General features: G+C 64.3%; 19 protein-coding genes. 5 read left to right on the top strand and 14 right to left on the bottom strand.

Features of this window, described 5'->3' with window-relative positions; all coding sequences use genetic code 11:
- Positions 1 to 37 precede the first annotated feature (37 nt).
- The 5 genes from PSV40_RS00615 to PSV40_RS00595 form a co-directional block, all read right to left on the bottom strand.
- Positions 38 to 655 carry a S24 family peptidase gene (locus tag PSV40_RS00615; RefSeq protein ID WP_300533097.1) on the bottom strand — a complete coding sequence of 206 codons (618 nt, stop codon included), beginning with the start codon at positions 653 to 655 and terminating at the stop codon, positions 38 to 40.
- 307 nt (positions 656 to 962) lie between these two features.
- Complete coding sequence (locus tag PSV40_RS00610; RefSeq protein WP_300533095.1) at positions 963 to 1,595, bottom strand: FHA domain-containing protein; 633 nt, start codon at positions 1,593 to 1,595, stop codon at positions 963 to 965.
- A 97-nt stretch (positions 1,596 to 1,692) separates the two neighbouring features.
- Positions 1,693 to 1,905: a DUF3820 family protein gene (locus PSV40_RS00605; protein WP_300533093.1), complete on the bottom strand. Its 213-nt coding sequence runs from the start codon at positions 1,903 to 1,905 to the stop codon at positions 1,693 to 1,695.
- Positions 1,902 to 2,264: a translation initiation factor Sui1 gene (locus PSV40_RS00600; protein ID WP_300533091.1), complete on the bottom strand. Its 363-nt coding sequence runs from the start codon at positions 2,262 to 2,264 to the stop codon at positions 1,902 to 1,904. Before PSV40_RS00600 ends, PSV40_RS00605 begins: the two co-directional genes overlap by 4 nt.
- Before the next feature lie 112 nt (positions 2,265 to 2,376).
- Positions 2,377 to 2,928, bottom strand: a complete 552-nt coding sequence (locus PSV40_RS00595) for a hemerythrin domain-containing protein (protein ID WP_300533089.1) — start codon at positions 2,926 to 2,928, stop codon at positions 2,377 to 2,379.
- 109 nt (positions 2,929 to 3,037) lie between these two features.
- Between PSV40_RS00595 and PSV40_RS00590 the strand changes: the two genes are divergently transcribed.
- Positions 3,038 to 3,478, top strand: a complete 441-nt coding sequence (locus PSV40_RS00590; protein ID WP_300533088.1) for a universal stress protein — start codon at positions 3,038 to 3,040, stop codon at positions 3,476 to 3,478.
- A gap of 17 nt (positions 3,479 to 3,495) precedes the next feature.
- Here PSV40_RS00590 and PSV40_RS00585 read toward each other — a convergent pair whose 3' ends face one another.
- From PSV40_RS00585 to PSV40_RS00565, 5 genes are all read right to left on the bottom strand, one after another.
- Positions 3,496 to 4,821, bottom strand: a complete 1,326-nt coding sequence (locus tag PSV40_RS00585) for a TRAP transporter large permease subunit (protein ID WP_300533086.1) — start codon at positions 4,819 to 4,821, stop codon at positions 3,496 to 3,498.
- Positions 4,818 to 5,390: a TRAP transporter small permease subunit gene (locus PSV40_RS00580; RefSeq protein WP_300533084.1), complete on the bottom strand. Its 573-nt coding sequence runs from the start codon at positions 5,388 to 5,390 to the stop codon at positions 4,818 to 4,820. The genes PSV40_RS00585 and PSV40_RS00580 overlap by 4 nt, the downstream gene beginning before the upstream one ends.
- 7 nt (positions 5,391 to 5,397) lie before the next feature.
- Entirely contained in the window at positions 5,398 to 6,495 is a 1,098-nt protein-coding gene (gene dctP / locus PSV40_RS00575) for a TRAP transporter substrate-binding protein DctP (RefSeq protein WP_300533083.1), read from the bottom strand.
- Between the two features lie 172 nt (positions 6,496 to 6,667).
- Positions 6,668 to 7,870 carry an MFS transporter gene (locus tag PSV40_RS00570; protein ID WP_300533081.1) on the bottom strand — a complete coding sequence of 401 codons (1,203 nt, stop codon included), beginning with the start codon at positions 7,868 to 7,870 and terminating at the stop codon, positions 6,668 to 6,670.
- On the bottom strand, positions 7,870 to 8,655 hold the full coding sequence (locus tag PSV40_RS00565) for a hydratase (RefSeq protein WP_300533079.1): 786 nt from the start codon (positions 8,653 to 8,655) through the stop codon (positions 7,870 to 7,872). The genes PSV40_RS00570 and PSV40_RS00565 overlap by 1 nt, the downstream gene beginning before the upstream one ends.
- Positions 8,656 to 8,878: 223 nt before the next feature.
- Here PSV40_RS00565 and PSV40_RS00560 point away from each other — a divergent pair, with 223 nt between their 5' ends.
- On the top strand, positions 8,879 to 9,538 hold the full coding sequence (locus PSV40_RS00560) for a hypothetical protein (protein WP_300533077.1): 660 nt from the start codon (positions 8,879 to 8,881) through the stop codon (positions 9,536 to 9,538).
- 1 nt (position 9,539) lies between these two features.
- Complete coding sequence (locus PSV40_RS00555) at positions 9,540 to 10,403, top strand: hypothetical protein (RefSeq protein WP_300533075.1); 864 nt, start codon at positions 9,540 to 9,542, stop codon at positions 10,401 to 10,403.
- Positions 10,404 to 10,746: 343 nt separating this feature from the next.
- On the opposite strand, the gene PSV40_RS00550 is transcribed toward PSV40_RS00555, so the two are convergent.
- The gene (locus tag PSV40_RS00550; protein ID WP_300533073.1) at positions 10,747 to 11,391 is read right to left on the bottom strand and encodes a glutathione S-transferase family protein; all 645 of its coding nucleotides are present in this window, start codon (positions 11,389 to 11,391) and stop codon (positions 10,747 to 10,749) included.
- A 210-nt stretch (positions 11,392 to 11,601) separates the two neighbouring features.
- Here PSV40_RS00550 and PSV40_RS00545 point away from each other — a divergent pair, with 210 nt between their 5' ends.
- Positions 11,602 to 12,387, top strand: coding sequence for an SGNH/GDSL hydrolase family protein (locus PSV40_RS00545; protein ID WP_300533071.1), 786 nt, complete (start codon positions 11,602 to 11,604; stop codon positions 12,385 to 12,387).
- Between the two features lie 21 nt (positions 12,388 to 12,408).
- Here PSV40_RS00545 and PSV40_RS00540 read toward each other — a convergent pair whose 3' ends face one another.
- Both PSV40_RS00540 and PSV40_RS00535 read right to left on the bottom strand, forming a co-directional pair.
- Complete coding sequence (locus PSV40_RS00540) at positions 12,409 to 12,726, bottom strand: PilZ domain-containing protein (RefSeq protein ID WP_300533069.1); 318 nt, start codon at positions 12,724 to 12,726, stop codon at positions 12,409 to 12,411.
- Positions 12,727 to 13,090: 364 nt separating this feature from the next.
- On the bottom strand, positions 13,091 to 13,495 hold the full coding sequence (locus PSV40_RS00535) for a nuclear transport factor 2 family protein (RefSeq protein ID WP_300533067.1): 405 nt from the start codon (positions 13,493 to 13,495) through the stop codon (positions 13,091 to 13,093).
- 30 nt (positions 13,496 to 13,525) lie between these two features.
- Between PSV40_RS00535 and PSV40_RS00530 the strand changes: the two genes are divergently transcribed.
- Positions 13,526 to 13,705 carry a hypothetical protein gene (locus PSV40_RS00530; protein ID WP_300533065.1) on the top strand — a complete coding sequence of 60 codons (180 nt, stop codon included), beginning with the start codon at positions 13,526 to 13,528 and terminating at the stop codon, positions 13,703 to 13,705.
- Positions 13,706 to 13,768: 63 nt separating this feature from the next.
- Here PSV40_RS00530 and PSV40_RS00525 read toward each other — a convergent pair whose 3' ends face one another.
- Entirely contained in the window at positions 13,769 to 14,350 is a 582-nt protein-coding gene (locus tag PSV40_RS00525; protein WP_300533063.1) for a cold shock domain-containing protein, read from the bottom strand.
- Positions 14,351 to 14,401: the final 51 nt, after the last annotated feature.

Raw genomic sequence — 14,401 nt, 5'->3', positions numbered from 1 at the left:
CGGGCAGGTGTCCAGCGATCTGCGCCGATCACCTTGGCTAGCGGAATTTTTTGGTGAATTCGCGCACGACGCCGATGATCTCGGCAGTGCCCAGGGGACGGATGGGGTAGCGCACATTGAGCGGCTTGAGAAACAGCTCACCGCCATCCCTGATGAGCTGCTTGAAGGTCGTCTGGTTCTCGCCGTTGAGAGCGATCACATAGTCGCCCGGCACGGCCTGCATTTCGGGCTCCACAATCAGCAGGGAGCCTTCGGGGAAGGAATCGAGGCTGTCGCCAACCATGCTGTCCCCCTGAACACGCAGCGCAAAGGTGTGCCGCTTGATGGCAATGGTCACCGGCACCCTTTCCAGCCCGTCCTTGGGCTTGAAGTTGTCAATGACCGTGTAATTTCCGGCCTGCACTTCCGAGATCAGCGGCACTTCAGCCCTCACGTCAAAGCCCGGGCTGACATTGGAACCACCCGACATCAACTCGGCCACGGAAACGCCAAGCAGCTCTGCCACCCTGCGCTGGTTGGAACGTTTTGGCGCGGTGCCGCCTGGTCTTTCCCATTGTTGTACGGCCCCGCGGCTGACGCCTGCTGCGTCAGCAAACTGCTGCTCGCTCATGGCCAGCCGCTTGCGGCCTTCCCTGATTAATGTATGAACGCTCATAGTCTATAGGTTAGGCCTGCGCCTCGATAGAAAACTTGTCTCTGGATAGAGAATTTAGCGTTCACGCGGAACGCAGCTTCGGTGCTGAATGACCGTGAAGGGGCCTGAGACAGGCGCCGGGGCGGCGCCTTCAAAACAAGCTCTGTGCGTAGCCTGTTCTTCTTCTTCTTGATTCTTCTTCGTATTGCTGAAGGATCTGGGTATGGAATTACATAAAAAAAGGTTTGCAAACCCTGTCAATCTTTTGTATTAATTACCGAAAAGTATGGAATACCGCCCTTCCCGGAAAGCCGCCCGAGACGGGTCGCTAACTGTCCTTGAGCAAAAACTGCATGCTGGTTCCTGCCAGTTCCAGCACGTCGTTGTGGGCCAGCGGCACCGCGTCGGCACCTATCGGCTGGCCATTGAGCGTCGGCGCAACCCCACCTGCCAGGTGGGCCACGTAGTAGCCGTAGCGCCGGTGGGAGACGGCCACGACGCTGACATCGGGCTTGCCGAAAGTGGTCACCGCCTTGACCACAGGCACCTCCAGTCCGGCCGAAGAACCCGAGAGCACCTTGAAGCTGGCGTGCAGCGTGCCACTCCCACCCGGCGCGGCGTGCCCATCGAGCTTCATCGCCGCAGTCTCGTGGTAGCCGGAATCTTCCGAGGCCGAGAGGTACTGGACCCTGAAATTTCCGATGGCGATGATGTCGTTGTCGTGCAGCAATTGCCGTGACTTGATCATCTTGCCGTTGATATAGGTGCCATTGGTGCTGCCCAGGTCTTCGACATACACGTCGGCCAGGCCTTCCAGTTCAAACACGCAGTGCTCGCCGCTGACCACCAGGTTGTTGAACACAATGTCGTTGTGCGGCCGCCGGCCCAGCGTGGTCCGGTCCTTGCGCAGGTGGACATGCTTGATTTCGACTCCCTCGACCGATGCGATCAATTGCGGCATAAGGCCTCCCGGCTGTGTCCAGAATGCCGCTGTGCGCCCTTCGCGCAACGGCCTGTTCATCGTATGCCTGGCGCTGCCCGGAAACAAGCCCCCCGGGTCAGCGCTGGCGCAAGGGCTCCAGCAGGCCGCCCAGCCCGTTGTGGTCGATTTCCAGCATCAGCGCCAGCAGGCGACCGATCTCGTTCCTGGGGAAACCTTCGCGGGCAAACCACGCCAGATAGTTGCCCGGCAGGTCGGCGATCAGCCGCCCCTTGTACTTGCCGAAAGGCATCTCGCGCGTCACCAGCAGTTGCAGGTCTTCAGGCTTCATGCGCCCGCACGCTTGACGGTCCAGCCCTGTTTGGTGAGCAAGTCCACCACCAGCGCGGCATGGTCGCCCTGCACTTCGATCACGCCGTCCTTGACCGTGCCGCCCGAACCGCAGGCCGTCTTGAGCTGTTTGCCGACGAGGACCAGCGCAGCGTCCTGCAACGCCAGCCCCTTGACGACGGTCACGCTTTTGCCCCCGCGGCCTTTGGTTTCGCGCGACACCCGGACAATGCCGTCGGACGCGGCCAGCGGCCGCGTCTGGCGGCACACACACTGGGCCAGCGCCTTGCGGCAAGCCGGGCACATGCGCCCCGCGTCGGTCGAATAAACGAGTCCGCCCGGGCTTGAATGACTTTTCATGGAATGCACCGATGTGAGGAATACTGCCTCGGAATCCATCGCCCCGAGCGCCACCGGCTATCGTACAGCGATGCAGGCAGTAACCCCGTCACACCGGCGCGGACTCAGCCTCTCAGATATGCCCGACAGGCTGCGGGGTATGCCGCAGGTGAAGCGACAGGCCCAGCGCCTCCATGTGGTTGCCGTTGCGGCCCAGAATGGTTTCGGCCAGGGGCAGAAAATAATCCTCCTCGAAACGCGCATGTGAGGAATAGGCGTGCACCAGTTCCTCCACGGCACCCAGGTCCAGATCGACAGACTGGGACTTCGCCACGGCCTTGACGGCAGGCTCCAGCTTTTTCCACATCGCCTCGATCTGGCGGTGCTCCGCGGTCAGGCGCTGCACCATGACCTGGACCTCCTCGGCCTCCCGGCCCCGGCCGGCGCTGCGCAACACGGCGGGAAACAGCTCGCGCTCCTCGTCCGCATGGTGCTCGTACACCGCGTGGTGGAACAGGGCCAGCGTGTCGGTGGCAATGGTTCGCGCCTGCGCCGCAGCCGCCTGAAGCGCAGGCAATTCCTCGAAGGCCTGAAGCTTCGACAGAATGCCCAGATGGCATTGGGAAAAACCGGTCAGCGGCTCGCTGGAATGGCCCGGGTCGTGCGCGGCAGAATGGGTTGTCATGCGGCCAATATAGGGGGGTGCCTCTGCGTCTGGCTTGATGCACATCAATAAAGCGGCCGCCCACCCCCGCAAGATAAGGGTCTGTTCATCTTCATCAGACAAGGCCCCCATGTTCAAGAACATTCTTCTGGCCACCGACGGCTCTGAAGCCTCTACCCACGCGGCCGAACTCGCTGTCAATCTGGCGCGCACACACGGCGCAAAACTCACCGCGCTGTACGTGATGGACCCCTACCCCTACCTGAGCATCGGCGAGACCAACCCGCTGGGTTTTCAGGCTTACATGGCAGCCGCCCAGCAACACGCGGCGCAGGCCCATGCCAAGGTCGCGGCGCTCTGCGGTGCGCCGGACGTGGGCGTCAAGCTTGAGGCGCGCATGGCCGAGAACGTGTCGGCCGTCAGCGGCATTGTCCAGACGATCAAGGACGAAGGTGCAGACCTGGTGGTCATAGGCTCCCATGGCCGCACTGGCATCGCCCGGCTCGTGCTGGGCAGCGTGGCCTCCAAAGTGGCGGCCGAGTCGCCGGTGCCGGTGCTGATCGCGCGCTAGGAGTCTGCAAAAACTGCCTACCAGCCGATAGCCTTGGGCAACCAGGTCGCAATCGCCGGGAAGGAAAAGATCAGCACAATGCCCAGGATCTGCAGGCCCACAAACGGAATCACGCCCAGGTAGATGTGGCGCGTGGTCACGCCCGGCGGCGCCACGCCGCGCAGGAAAAACAGCGCCCAGCCGAACGGTGGCGTGAGAAACGAGGTCTGCAGGTTCACGGTGATCATCATCGCGAGCCAGACCATGTCCACGCCGGCCGCCGCGAAGATCGGCAAAAACAGCGGCACGGCGATGTAGCTGATCTCTATCCACTCGATGAAAAAGCCGAGCACAAAGATCAGGCCCATCAGGAACCACACCGCGGTGTTGATGCCGCCCGGCAAAAACGCGAACAGGTCCTCGATCAGCTTTTCACCCTGCAGGCCGCGAAACGCCAGGCTGAAGACCTGCGAGCAGATCAGGATGAACAGCACCATGGCCGAAATGCGCGTGGTGGTCTGCATCACGTCGCGCAGCACCGCCAGCGACAGCCGGCGCGCCAGCGCCACCACCAGGATGGAGCCCAGCGCGCCCATCGAGGCGGCCTCGGTCGGCGCGGCAATGCCGCCGATGATGGAGCCCAGCACCGACAGCACCAGCGCCACCGGCGGCAGCGCCACCTTGACGACGCGCAGCCACAGCTGCGCGCGTGACACTGCGTCGCGCTCGGCCTGCGGCACCGGCGGCATCGAATCGGGCCGGATCATGCCGTAAATCACGATCCAGCTCACGTACAGCCCGGCCAGCATCAGGCCCGGAAACACCGCCGCGGCAAACAGCGTGCCCACCGACAGCTGCATGATGTCGGACAGCAGGATCAGCACCAGGCTGGGCGGGATGATCTGCCCCAGCGTGCCCGAGGCGCAGATCGCGCCGCACGAGATCGCCGGGTCGTAACCGCGCCGCAGCAGCGTCGGCAGGGTCAGCAGGCCCAGCGTGATCACGGTGGCGCCGACGATGCCGGTGGTCGCCCCCATCAGCACACCCACACCGATGATGCCCAGCGCCATGCCGCCGCGCAGCCCGCCGGCCAGGTGGCCGATCACGTCGAGCAGGTCTTCCGCCAGGCGCGATTTTTCCAGCATCACGCCCATGAAAACAAACAGCGGAATCGCCAGCCACTGGTAGTTGGCCACCACGCCGTAGATGCGCGCCGGCAGCAGGTTGAACAGCGATTCACCGAAGCCCATGAAGCCGAAGATGAAGCCGCTGGCGGCCAGCGTGATGCCGACGGGGATGCCGCCCATCAGCATCAGGAAAAAACCGATCAGCAGGCCGATCGCCAGCCATTCGTTCATGCTCATGGCTTGCCCTCCGGCGCTGCGGTCGGCTGCGGGCCGAACAGGCGCAGCGCAGCGCCCACGCCCTGCGCCGCCGCCATCAGGCCGAACACCGCAAAACCCAGCGGGATCAGCGCCTTGAGCACCCAGCGGTGCGTCAGGCCGCCCGGGTCTGAGGAGATTTCGTTGATCACATAGGACTGGCTCACGAACTGGATCGAGTAGCGAATCACCAGCGCCGCCATCGCGATGGCCAGCAGCGCCGACAGCAGATCGACCGCCGCCTGGGTACGCGGCGAGTAGCGCGCGTAGAACACATCCACACGTACATGTTCACCCTTGAGCAGCGCGTAGGTCATGCCGAACAGCACCAGCGGCGCCAGCAGGTGCCACTCGAGCTCTTGCGCCCAGACCGAGCCGATGCTGAAGGCGTAACGCATCAGCACGTCAACGGCCATCAATACCACGATGGCCAGCGTGAGCCAGGAGGCCGCGCGGCCGATCAGGTCCACCGCGCGCTCAACACGCGCCACGAAGGCGCGCGCAGGCCCGGCGGCGCCCCCGGAGGCGCCGGCAATTTTTGCAGCTGTCATGACCGGTTCAGGCCGTCAGGATCTTGTTGTGGTACGGACCTTCGCTGTAGCCGGCCCAGGCGTCGTACTTTTTCTTGTACGCCATGTAGGAGTCGTGCACTTTTTTGGTCATCGCGTCCTTGGCCACCGCCTCGGCCAGCACCTGGTTGGTGACCTCGCGCAGCTTTTTGAGCACCTCGTCGGGCAGCGGCTTGGCGATCACGCCCTGGTTTTTCACCAGGTCGTCCATGGCCTCGGCATTGTTGCGCTGGCACCAGGCTTCGCTGATGACATTGCAGGCGGCCGCGGCGTTTTCGACCACGGCCTGCAGGTCCTTGGGCAGCTTGTCCCAGGCGGCCTTGTTGATCAGCAGTTCCGACACTGTGGCCGACTCATGCCAGCCCGTGGTGTAGAGGTACTTGGCCGCCTTGTGCAGGCCCAGCTTGCGGTCCTGGAAGGGGCCGACAAACTCGGCCGCGTCGATCACGCCGCGCTCCAGAGCCGGGAAAATCTCGCCGCCGGGCAGCAGCTTCACGTCCACACCGAGCGCGGCATAGACACGTCCGGCCAGGCCGGGAATACGCATCTTCAGGCCCTTGAGGTCTGCACTCGACTTGATCTCCTTCTTGAACCAGCCGGTCATCTGCACGCCGGTGTTGCCGCAGGGCATGGCGACCATACCGAAGGGCGCGTACACCTCGTTCCACAACTGCTGGCCGCCGCCGTCGTAAAGCCAGCCGTTGATACCCTGGAAGTTCAGGCCAAACGGCACCGCCGTGAAGTACTGCGCGGCAAAGGTCTTGCCGGTCCAGAAGTAGCTGTTGGCGTGGTTCATCTCCACCGTGCCGGCACGCACCGCGTCGAAGCCTTCCAGCGCCGGAATCAGCTCGCCCGCACCAAACACCTGGATCTTCAGACGCCCGCCCGACATCGTGTCGATGCGTTTGGCCAGGTCGGTCGCACTGCCCGGCCCTTCCATGTAAAACGGTGAGCCCTTGCCGTAGGCGCTGGTCATTTTCCAGCTGAAAGTTTGCTGGGCACGGGCGATCATGGGAAAGCCGAGCGCGGTTCCGGCAGCAGCAGCGATGGAGGCTTGACTGAGCAGTGAACGTCTTGTGGAGGTCATGCGATATTCCTTGGGGTAGAGAAGCTGGTGAGACAGCAGCTGCTGCGCAAACGGGATGATTGCGCCAAGGTTGGCATGCAAACTACGTGCCACGGCCAGGTTCCGGGACAAGCGACTTTTCAGGGTGTAGGGCACTCACTACAGCCTGTAGAACAGGCCCGACCGGTGCCTGTCAAACCTGACGGCGCCTGCGCAGCAGCGGTCTGAACATCAGCAGGCCCAGGGCCGGCCCCAGTGCGAGCCAGGGCAGCACGACCGACAGCGGCCAGGCCTGCACGGCGCGGACAAACAGCTCGATGCTGAGCACCGAGATCGCAAAGCCGATGCAATTGGCAAAGGTCAGCACGCTGCCGGCCACGGCAGGCGGCGCGTTCTGCGCGGTCAGGGTGGAAAACTGCGGCGAGTCACCCGACACCGTCACGCCCCAGAGCAGCATCCAGGCCATGAACCACGGCAGCGGCGCGGTCAGCATCAGCGGTGCCGCCACGCAGCAGGCGCCGCTGATGGCCAGCTGCAGCTGCGCCACGCGGGCGCTGCCGAAACGCCGCACCAGCAAGCCGCCACCCACGCAGCCTGCGCTGCCCACGGCAATGATCCAGAAGGCCGCAACACTCACGGACGTGCCCGCCAGCCGGGTCGCCACAATCAGCGGCACCAGCACAAAAAAGGCATAGAGCTCCCACATGTGGCCGAAATAGCCGAACACCGACGCGCGCAGGCGCCGGTCGGTCCAGATCAGGCCCAGCGCCCGCGGCGTGATGCGTGCACCGCGCAGCAGGTGCGGGCTCTCGGGCACCAGCCAGGCGGTGGCCACGCCGCCCAACGCGGCCAGCAGCGACACACCCAGCACCACCGCCTGCCAGGGCGAGCCGCCCCCTGCAAACGCAGGCAGGCCCGCGTCACCGGCGAGCGCACGCAGGCCGTGGGGCAAGGCCGTGCCCAGCACCAACGCGCCTATCAGCACCCCCATCACCGCGCCCAGGCGTTCGCGGTACCAGCTCGCCGCGATTTTCATGCCCACCGGGTAAATGCCGGCCAGCAAAAACCCCACGCCAAAACGCAGCGCCAGCAGCAGCGTGAAGTCGCCCTGCACCCAGACCGTGGCGGCATTGAGCGCCGCGCCGAGCAGCGAGCAGACCAGGAACACGCGTGAAGGCGCAAAGCGGTCGGCCAGCATCAGCAAGGCAAACACCAGCGTGCCCGCCACAAAACCAAGTTGCACGGCCGAGGTCAACATGCCCACGGCTCCGGGGGGCAAGCCCCAGGCCCGTTGCAGGTCGGGCATGACGGCATTGACCGCAAACCACAGCGAGGTGCCGGCGAACTGCGACAGCACGATCACCGGCAGAATGCGCCGGGGAACCGCGCCCGCCATCAGCGGAACCTGACGGTCAGGCCGGCCAGCGGCGCGTCAAACGCCGCCGTCCATGTCTCGCCCGGCGCCACCGGCCAGGCGTCCGTCCAGGTACCGGTGGTCACCACGTCGCCCGGCTGCAGGTCGGGCGCGCCGGGGCAGTTGCGCATCTCCGTCAGGAAATGCTGCAGCGCGTGCAGCGGGCCGTCGAGCACATTCGCGCCCACGCCCTGGTCGATCTGCCGGCCGCCACAGGACAACGTGATGTGCGCCGCTGCCAGGCACTCCTCGAGAGCTCGCGCATCGCTGGCCAGCCCGGCCACCGGCACACGCGCGCCGACCAGCAGGCGCGCATGCAGCGCCCCGTCGGCCACGGTGTCGGCCGCCACGAACTTCCACCCGGGCTGGTGCGACTGCACGATTTCGAAACCGGGCGCGACCCACGCGATGCAGGCGAACAACTCGTCAAGCGAGGCATTGGCCGGCGGCGTGGCGGCGATACCAAAGACCGCTTCCGGTTCCAGCCGCGGCTGGCAGGTTCCCGCCAGGGACACCTCGCCCTCCCCTTCGCAATACGACAGGGTGGTGTCCCAGACCGTGCCCCAGATCGGCCCGTACACCTGGTAGCGCGGCCAGATGTTGCGGTTGGTAAAACCCACCTTGTAGCCGCGCGGCTGTTCACCGCGGTTCATGCGCAACTGCCGCACCGCCAACGCGCGCTGGTAAGCCTCGGGTACGTCCAGGCCCGAGGCGGCGGGCCAGAAACCGGCATGGTCGTAGTGGTGGAGAAGTTGATCGGGCGTCATGGGGTCGAGCTTAACGCGCGGCACGGGCCCAGCCAAAGCTCGTCCACACGCTCCATGCGGCATCCACACCTCCTCCAAACACAGGATGACAAGGCGGTATTTTTGGTCTACAACCGCTGTATGCCGGGTTCCCTCCAGCCGGCTGGGCCCCAAAGCCTCGCGCCTGCCAGCACCCGAGGGCGGCCTCGCCACCGGCCCGCTGCTGTTTCAACGGAGTTAGCGCATGACCCTCCAGAAAGCCGTCCAGTTTCTTCGCCCCGCGGTGGCGGCCGTGGTGTTGGCCGTTCTGGTGCCGCTGGTCACCTTCAGCGAATCGACCCTCAAGTCATTGATGTCCGGCTGGCTGGAGCGCTGCCTGATCGTTCTCGAGAAGGAGCAGCTCGGCCCGAGCAAGCTGATGGTCACCGGCTACATGCGCGGCCAGGCGCCCGCCGCATTGCCCTTGAGCTTCAGCGCCAACAAGCCCCTGATACTGAACGTCAAGTTCCTGAGCTCGGAAGACCTCAGCGGATCGAACCGCGACGCCAACCTCGGCCTGCACCCCCTGGCCGGCGAAACCTGCCCGGGCGCCCTTTGCGAAGGCACCGTCTACACCGAGGGCGGCGAGCCGAAAATCAACTTCACGCTCGGCGATCTCAGCGAGTCCTTTCTGTACCGGTTCCACATCCGGCTGGCGAAACCCGGCACGCTGGACGACCTCGGCGTGTTCGTGGTGTACCAGGCGGGCCTGAAAGACGGCGTCTGCCGCGTGGAAAACGCCAGCATCTTCAACTGGCCCGTGCGTGCGGGCCCGCTGGCCAAGATACTGGCGTCGGCCGCCCTGCTTCTCGTCGCAGGGTACGCCGTCATGGTCCTGACGGGATGGCGCAAAAAAGGAGATTGACATGCGCACACTGCTCATCAGCCTGCTTCTGGCGTCGGCCGCGCCGCTGGTGTCGGCCCAGGCCACCCTGCAACTGCTGGTCAAACAACTCGCCTCACCCAACACCCCGCGGCCGTTTCGCGATCTGGGGCGCTTTGACATCCGGCTCGGCAATGCCAGCTCCAGCGCCGGCGAATGCCCCGGAAACACCGATGCCAACGGAAAAATCAGCTGCCGCTTTGTGTGCACGGCGCAAGACCCGACGGCCCGGAATTTCAAAATCGTTCCGCCACGCAACGAAAGGACACGCGGCTTCACCGCACCGATGACGCGCGAGGTGTCCCTGCAGGGCTGCCAGCTGTCGGTGGCCGAGCTGGAGTTCGTGTACGTGGACTTTGCGGTGGCGCTGCGCGAGCTGACCCAGGGCACCCCGCTGGAAACACAGTTTGCCAGCGCGGGCGCACCGGGATGGAACGCGAAGTTCGACGCGGCCAGCAAGGAGTGGGAGCAGCTGGGCGCCACGCCGGCGGGCCGCCAGAAGCTCGACCAATTGCGCGCGCTGACCGGGGAGATCGCGCTGGAGAAGGCCTCGGACAAGGAAACCGCGCCTGCGGCCATGTGGGACAACTTCTCGGTCGGCATTTCCAACGTGCTGCTCAAGAATTCGGCGAACCGCCTTTACGGCCAGAACACGGCCGCCCAGATCAAGGTCTCGCCCAGCAAGGCCGACTTCTACAAGAACCTGCGCGTCCTGGGCAGCCACATCGAGGCCAAGGAAAACATGACGCCACTAGACGCCCGGGTGCTCACCGATGTCAACAAGCTGAGCAGCACCAGCTCCGACAAGCTGCCCGGTGCCTCCTTCCAGTCGATCACCCTGGACTAGCGAAGCCTCGATAAATCAAGACAGGCAACTGACGACCGTTCGCCCTGAGCTTGTCGAAAGGCGCTTCCTCCTTGCTCAGGACAGGCTTCGACAGGCTCCGCCCGAACGGTGTGATGTCATGAATGACGAAAAATCACCAGGCCCTGGTTGATGACTAAATTGGCCACCAGCCCTTGCTGGTCCTGCGCAAGCAGCTATCATTTTGATAGTCATCAGAAGAGGATGGCGAGCAGCGCCGGGTCTTCCACCAGGTTCAGCATCGCGTAGCCGCCAAGGCGGTAGGCGGTGTACACGGCCTGCGCCACCAGCTGTTCAAGCGCCATCATCGCTTGGCAGTTGTCCCTCAGGCCTTGGTCTGCGCGGCCTTGCGGTCAGCCACGACTTTCTGGGCCGAGGGCCGCTCGCCGATCAACTTGACGTAGCTCTTGTAGTCCACCCCGCCGGCCAGCAGCAGGTCTTCGCCAAACGCGGCCTTGCTGGCCATGCCCACCAGCGGCAGGCTGGCAAAGGCGGCGCAGTCGGCCTGGGTGAAGGTGTCGCCGGCCACATAGGGCGAAAACTTCGCCAGCTTTTTGAAAGCGGCGATGTTGGCCTCCAACTGCTTGCGGATGCGGGCCAGGTTGCCCTCGCTCAACGGCTCGGCGCCGAAAAAGACCGCACCATACAGCTGGCGTGCGACGATCTCCAGATGCCAGTCGATGTAGGTGGTGAGCTCGCGCACCTTGGCGGCGGCAAAAGCATCGGCCGGCAGCAGCGGCGGCTGCGGGAAGGCGGCCTCAAGGTAGTCCAGGATGGCCTGGCTTTCGCAGAGACCGCCCTGCGCCGTGCGGATGAAGGGAATTTTGCCCAGCGGCGAGTCACCCAGAACCGCTTCGTCCTTGCTGAACGTGCCCACGTTCTCTTCGGCAAAAGGCACGCCTTTTTCAAGCAGCGCGAGCTTGACCTTGTTGTAGTAATTGGAAATGGGAAGGCCGCAGAGCGTCAGCATGGGAAAGTCTCCTGGGGTTGTTGGCACCAAGTTTATGCCAGCCCGGCCGGGCCGGCCTGCAACGGCGGTGACAGTCGCGGCGCCGCCAGGCCCCGGGGTGCCAGGGCTGTTTGTGTGACATCTGCCGCCTTCTCCTCTATTTGGAGGAGGACAGACGGCAGCGCCAGCGTGACTATTTCCCCCTCACTCACTTCATTGACTGGAAACACCATGAGCAACTACTACTGGGACGAAACACAGATGAAGGCCGACGGCGCCAACCCGACCATCCTGGCGATCGGCGACTCCTGGTTCTGGTACCCCTTCTTCGGGGGCAGCCTGACCAACTACCTGGGCCAGATCGTGGCGCCCAAAAGCCACGTCATCCTGGCCAAGGGCATGAACGGCGCCGAAGCCTTTGACTACGTGGACGGCAAATACGCCGACAGCGTGCGCAGCACGCTCAAGCTGTATGGTTCAAGCCTGTCGGCCGTGTTCCTCAGCGGGGGCGGCAACGACTTTGCCGGCTTCAACGACATGCGGCCGCTGCTCAAGGACAGCTGCTCGGGCGAAACCACGGCCAATGGCTGCTTTCGCGGTGGCGCGCAGGGCCTGCAGGGGTTTCTGGACCGCATGGACACCTACTACCGCAAGCTGATCGGTGTGGTCTACACCCGTACCCCCCTGGACTGCCTGATCGTCATGCACAGCTACGACTACGCGATCCCGGACGGCAAGGGCGTGTTCGGCAAGGACGGCTGGCTGCAGCCCGCGCTGACGGCCGCCGGCGTCAAGCCCGAGCTGCACCAGGCCTGCGTGGTCTACCTGCTGGACGCCTTCTACAAGGTGCTGGACAACATCACGAAGATGGACCCCGACCACCTTCACGTGGTGGACAGCCGCGGCACGCTGGGCCCCGGCGACTGGGCGAACGAATTGCACCCCAAGGGTTCGGGTTTCAAGAAAATAGCCATGCAGTGCTGGAAGCCCGCGCTGAAAGACCTCGGGCTGGCCTGAGCGGCCGGGGCGCCGGGGCGGTTACGCCCGGTCGGGAAACAGCGGCGTCAGCAGGCGCACGGCAATGTTGAAGCCGTCGCCGGCTGGGGTCACGCGCACCACCTGCGCCTCGCAGGTCAGCGGGTGCACCCGGCCCGCACCGGGAAACTCCAGCACGAGCTCCATGTTGGCACCTGGCTCGTAGCTGCGGTCCGACTGGAAGTACAGCCCGGCCGCACTCAGGTCATGGGTCAAGCCCTCGTCGCCGTCGATGGTCAGGCGCACCGCCACGCCAAAACGCTGTGCGGCCCGTTGCTCAAGCAACGTGGCCTTCTTCTCGCCCCCGGCGGTTGTTTGCATGGTCCTGTCCTGAAGATGCCCGAAAACGGGCGTGGCCTCCAATCTAGGGCATGGGCGCGCGCCGTGTGTAGGCGCTCTCGCGGCTTGCGTGTGGGACATCAGGCAGGCCCGATGATAGGTTTGCGGCCTGCCCGGCCCGGCTGCCACACCGGTGGCCGAAGCCACCCGCATCAACGGCGCCATGGCCAAACTGCTGAAAGACCCGGTCATCCTGAGCACCTGGACAAACAGGGCAACAAAATATGCCTCCAGCCCAATCCGGACGGACGCAGCCAGCTATAAATTTAATAGCGATTCGAACCAGGCCGCCCTGCCTGTCTGCACACCTGGTCTTCACAGGCTCGCTTGATGGAAGGGTTGGGCGTCATCGCATCGACTTCGCAATGGGTGGGCGGTTCTTGCGGTAGGAGTTCTTCAGCAAAATCTTGCCGTCGCGAAAAGTGAACAGATCACAACCATGGACTTCGACGCGCGTTCCGTCCGCCCGTGTTCCCGTGAACGTCCACTCCGATACGCCCCGGTCTCCCTGGACAAAATGGCGCGCGTTCCCCCAGTGGGCGTCGGGAAAGATTTCCCAGACCTCCGCGAAACCAGCGCGCACGGCGTCTCTGCCCATGTACCGGGTTCCGCAGTCGTCGGCGCCGGCAGAGGACTCGAAAACACAGTCCTCGGTCATGAACGACATAAGCGCATCGACATCGTGGCGATTCCACGCGTCAGCGAAGGCCTGCAATACGTCCGTGGTCACTTCGGGAATTACCGTCTGCATGATCGGGAACCTCCAAATAGCCTGTCACGAATGATCAGTGTACTGCCGCCCGACGCCGAGGCAAGCGGCGCCGGAACGTCGGTCGCAGAAGCCACGCGCATCAACACGGCCATGACCAAGCTACTGAACGAACCGGTCATCCTAGTGCGGCTGGACAAACAGGGCATGCGGCGCTTTTCATGGTTCACCATGAACAAAATACGCCTCTAGCCCAATACAGACGGTCGCCAATAGCTACCTAATTGATAGCAACCCCATCCCGGGCGGCCTACCCTATCTGCAAAGCTGGTCCTCGCAGGGCACGCCGTCGTTGTCGCCATCCATCTTGGTGCCGGGGCAGTTTTTCAGGAAGTACGTGGCTTCGGCGCAGGAGCTCATTTGCGAGCAATGCTGCCGGCCGTCGCAGACATAGGAGGCCGGCGCGGCACGCGAAGGGGCCAGGTCCAGCGAGGGTTGGCCCGCCGGGGACGCCGCTGCATTGGCGCGTCCGGCGGGGGCGACCTTCTGGTAATACGCATAAGCCTGCCACCCCAGCGCCGCCACCAGCAGCAGACCCACCACCGCCTTCAGCCCGCCGCCGGGGGAGTTGCCCGAACGGCTGACCCGCATGGGGCGGTGGCTGCGGTCGGGCTGATACGCAGCCTGCTGCGCCCCAACACCCTGCACTTTCACCGCGCACTTCTTGCCCTGGGGATTGAGCGCGACTTCAAAGCTCAGCGCCTCGTTCAACACTGGCCGGCCACCGCTCCGGTATTCCGAAATGTGGACAAAGATGTCCTGCCCGCCCTGGCTGGGGCTGATGAAGCCAAAACCCTTGTCGTCGTTCCAGCTTTTGAGGGTGCCTTCGAAGCGCATGAGTGGGGCGTTAGTGTGGTCGATTCACCCGACCAATCGTTCGAGCCCATA

The organism is Polaromonas sp. (genome assembly GCF_029945925.1).
Lineage (GTDB): Bacteria > Pseudomonadota > Gammaproteobacteria > Burkholderiales > Burkholderiaceae_C > Polaromonas.
The sequence above is the reverse complement of the archived record's forward strand: the minus strand, read 5'-3'. Positions and strand labels throughout refer to the sequence as shown.

Bases quoted from the DNA above. Each gene is read 5' to 3' on its own strand.
- PSV40_RS00530 (WP_300533065.1), top strand. From the start codon at position 13,526: ATGATCAGTGTACTGCCGCCCGACGCCGAGGCAAGCGGCGCCGGAACG.
- PSV40_RS00580 (WP_300533084.1), bottom strand. From the start codon at position 5,390: ATGACAGCTGCAAAAATTGCCGGCGCCTCCGGGGGCGCCGCCGGGCCT.
- dctP (WP_300533083.1), bottom strand. From the start codon at position 6,495: ATGACCTCCACAAGACGTTCACTGCTCAGTCAAGCCTCCATCGCTGCT.
- PSV40_RS00555 (WP_300533075.1), top strand. From the start codon at position 9,540: ATGCGCACACTGCTCATCAGCCTGCTTCTGGCGTCGGCCGCGCCGCTG.
- PSV40_RS00560 (WP_300533077.1), top strand. From the start codon at position 8,879: ATGACCCTCCAGAAAGCCGTCCAGTTTCTTCGCCCCGCGGTGGCGGCC.
- PSV40_RS00615 (WP_300533097.1), bottom strand. From the start codon at position 655: ATGAGCGTTCATACATTAATCAGGGAAGGCCGCAAGCGGCTGGCCATG.
- PSV40_RS00545 (WP_300533071.1), top strand. From the start codon at position 11,602: ATGAGCAACTACTACTGGGACGAAACACAGATGAAGGCCGACGGCGCC.
- PSV40_RS00605 (WP_300533093.1), bottom strand. From the start codon at position 1,905: ATGAAGCCTGAAGACCTGCAACTGCTGGTGACGCGCGAGATGCCTTTC.
- PSV40_RS00585 (WP_300533086.1), bottom strand. From the start codon at position 4,821: ATGAGCATGAACGAATGGCTGGCGATCGGCCTGCTGATCGGTTTTTTC.
- PSV40_RS00610 (WP_300533095.1), bottom strand. From the start codon at position 1,595: ATGCCGCAATTGATCGCATCGGTCGAGGGAGTCGAAATCAAGCATGTC.
- PSV40_RS00535 (WP_300533067.1), bottom strand. From the start codon at position 13,495: ATGCAGACGGTAATTCCCGAAGTGACCACGGACGTATTGCAGGCCTTC.
- PSV40_RS00565 (WP_300533079.1), bottom strand. From the start codon at position 8,655: ATGACGCCCGATCAACTTCTCCACCACTACGACCATGCCGGTTTCTGG.
- PSV40_RS00525 (WP_300533063.1), bottom strand. From the start codon at position 14,350: ATGCGCTTCGAAGGCACCCTCAAAAGCTGGAACGACGACAAGGGTTTT.
- PSV40_RS00590 (WP_300533088.1), top strand. From the start codon at position 3,038: ATGTTCAAGAACATTCTTCTGGCCACCGACGGCTCTGAAGCCTCTACC.
- PSV40_RS00550 (WP_300533073.1), bottom strand. From the start codon at position 11,391: ATGCTGACGCTCTGCGGCCTTCCCATTTCCAATTACTACAACAAGGTC.
- PSV40_RS00595 (WP_300533089.1), bottom strand. From the start codon at position 2,928: ATGACAACCCATTCTGCCGCGCACGACCCGGGCCATTCCAGCGAGCCG.
- PSV40_RS00600 (WP_300533091.1), bottom strand. From the start codon at position 2,264: ATGAAAAGTCATTCAAGCCCGGGCGGACTCGTTTATTCGACCGACGCG.
- PSV40_RS00540 (WP_300533069.1), bottom strand. From the start codon at position 12,726: ATGCAAACAACCGCCGGGGGCGAGAAGAAGGCCACGTTGCTTGAGCAA.
- PSV40_RS00570 (WP_300533081.1), bottom strand. From the start codon at position 7,870: ATGGCGGGCGCGGTTCCCCGGCGCATTCTGCCGGTGATCGTGCTGTCG.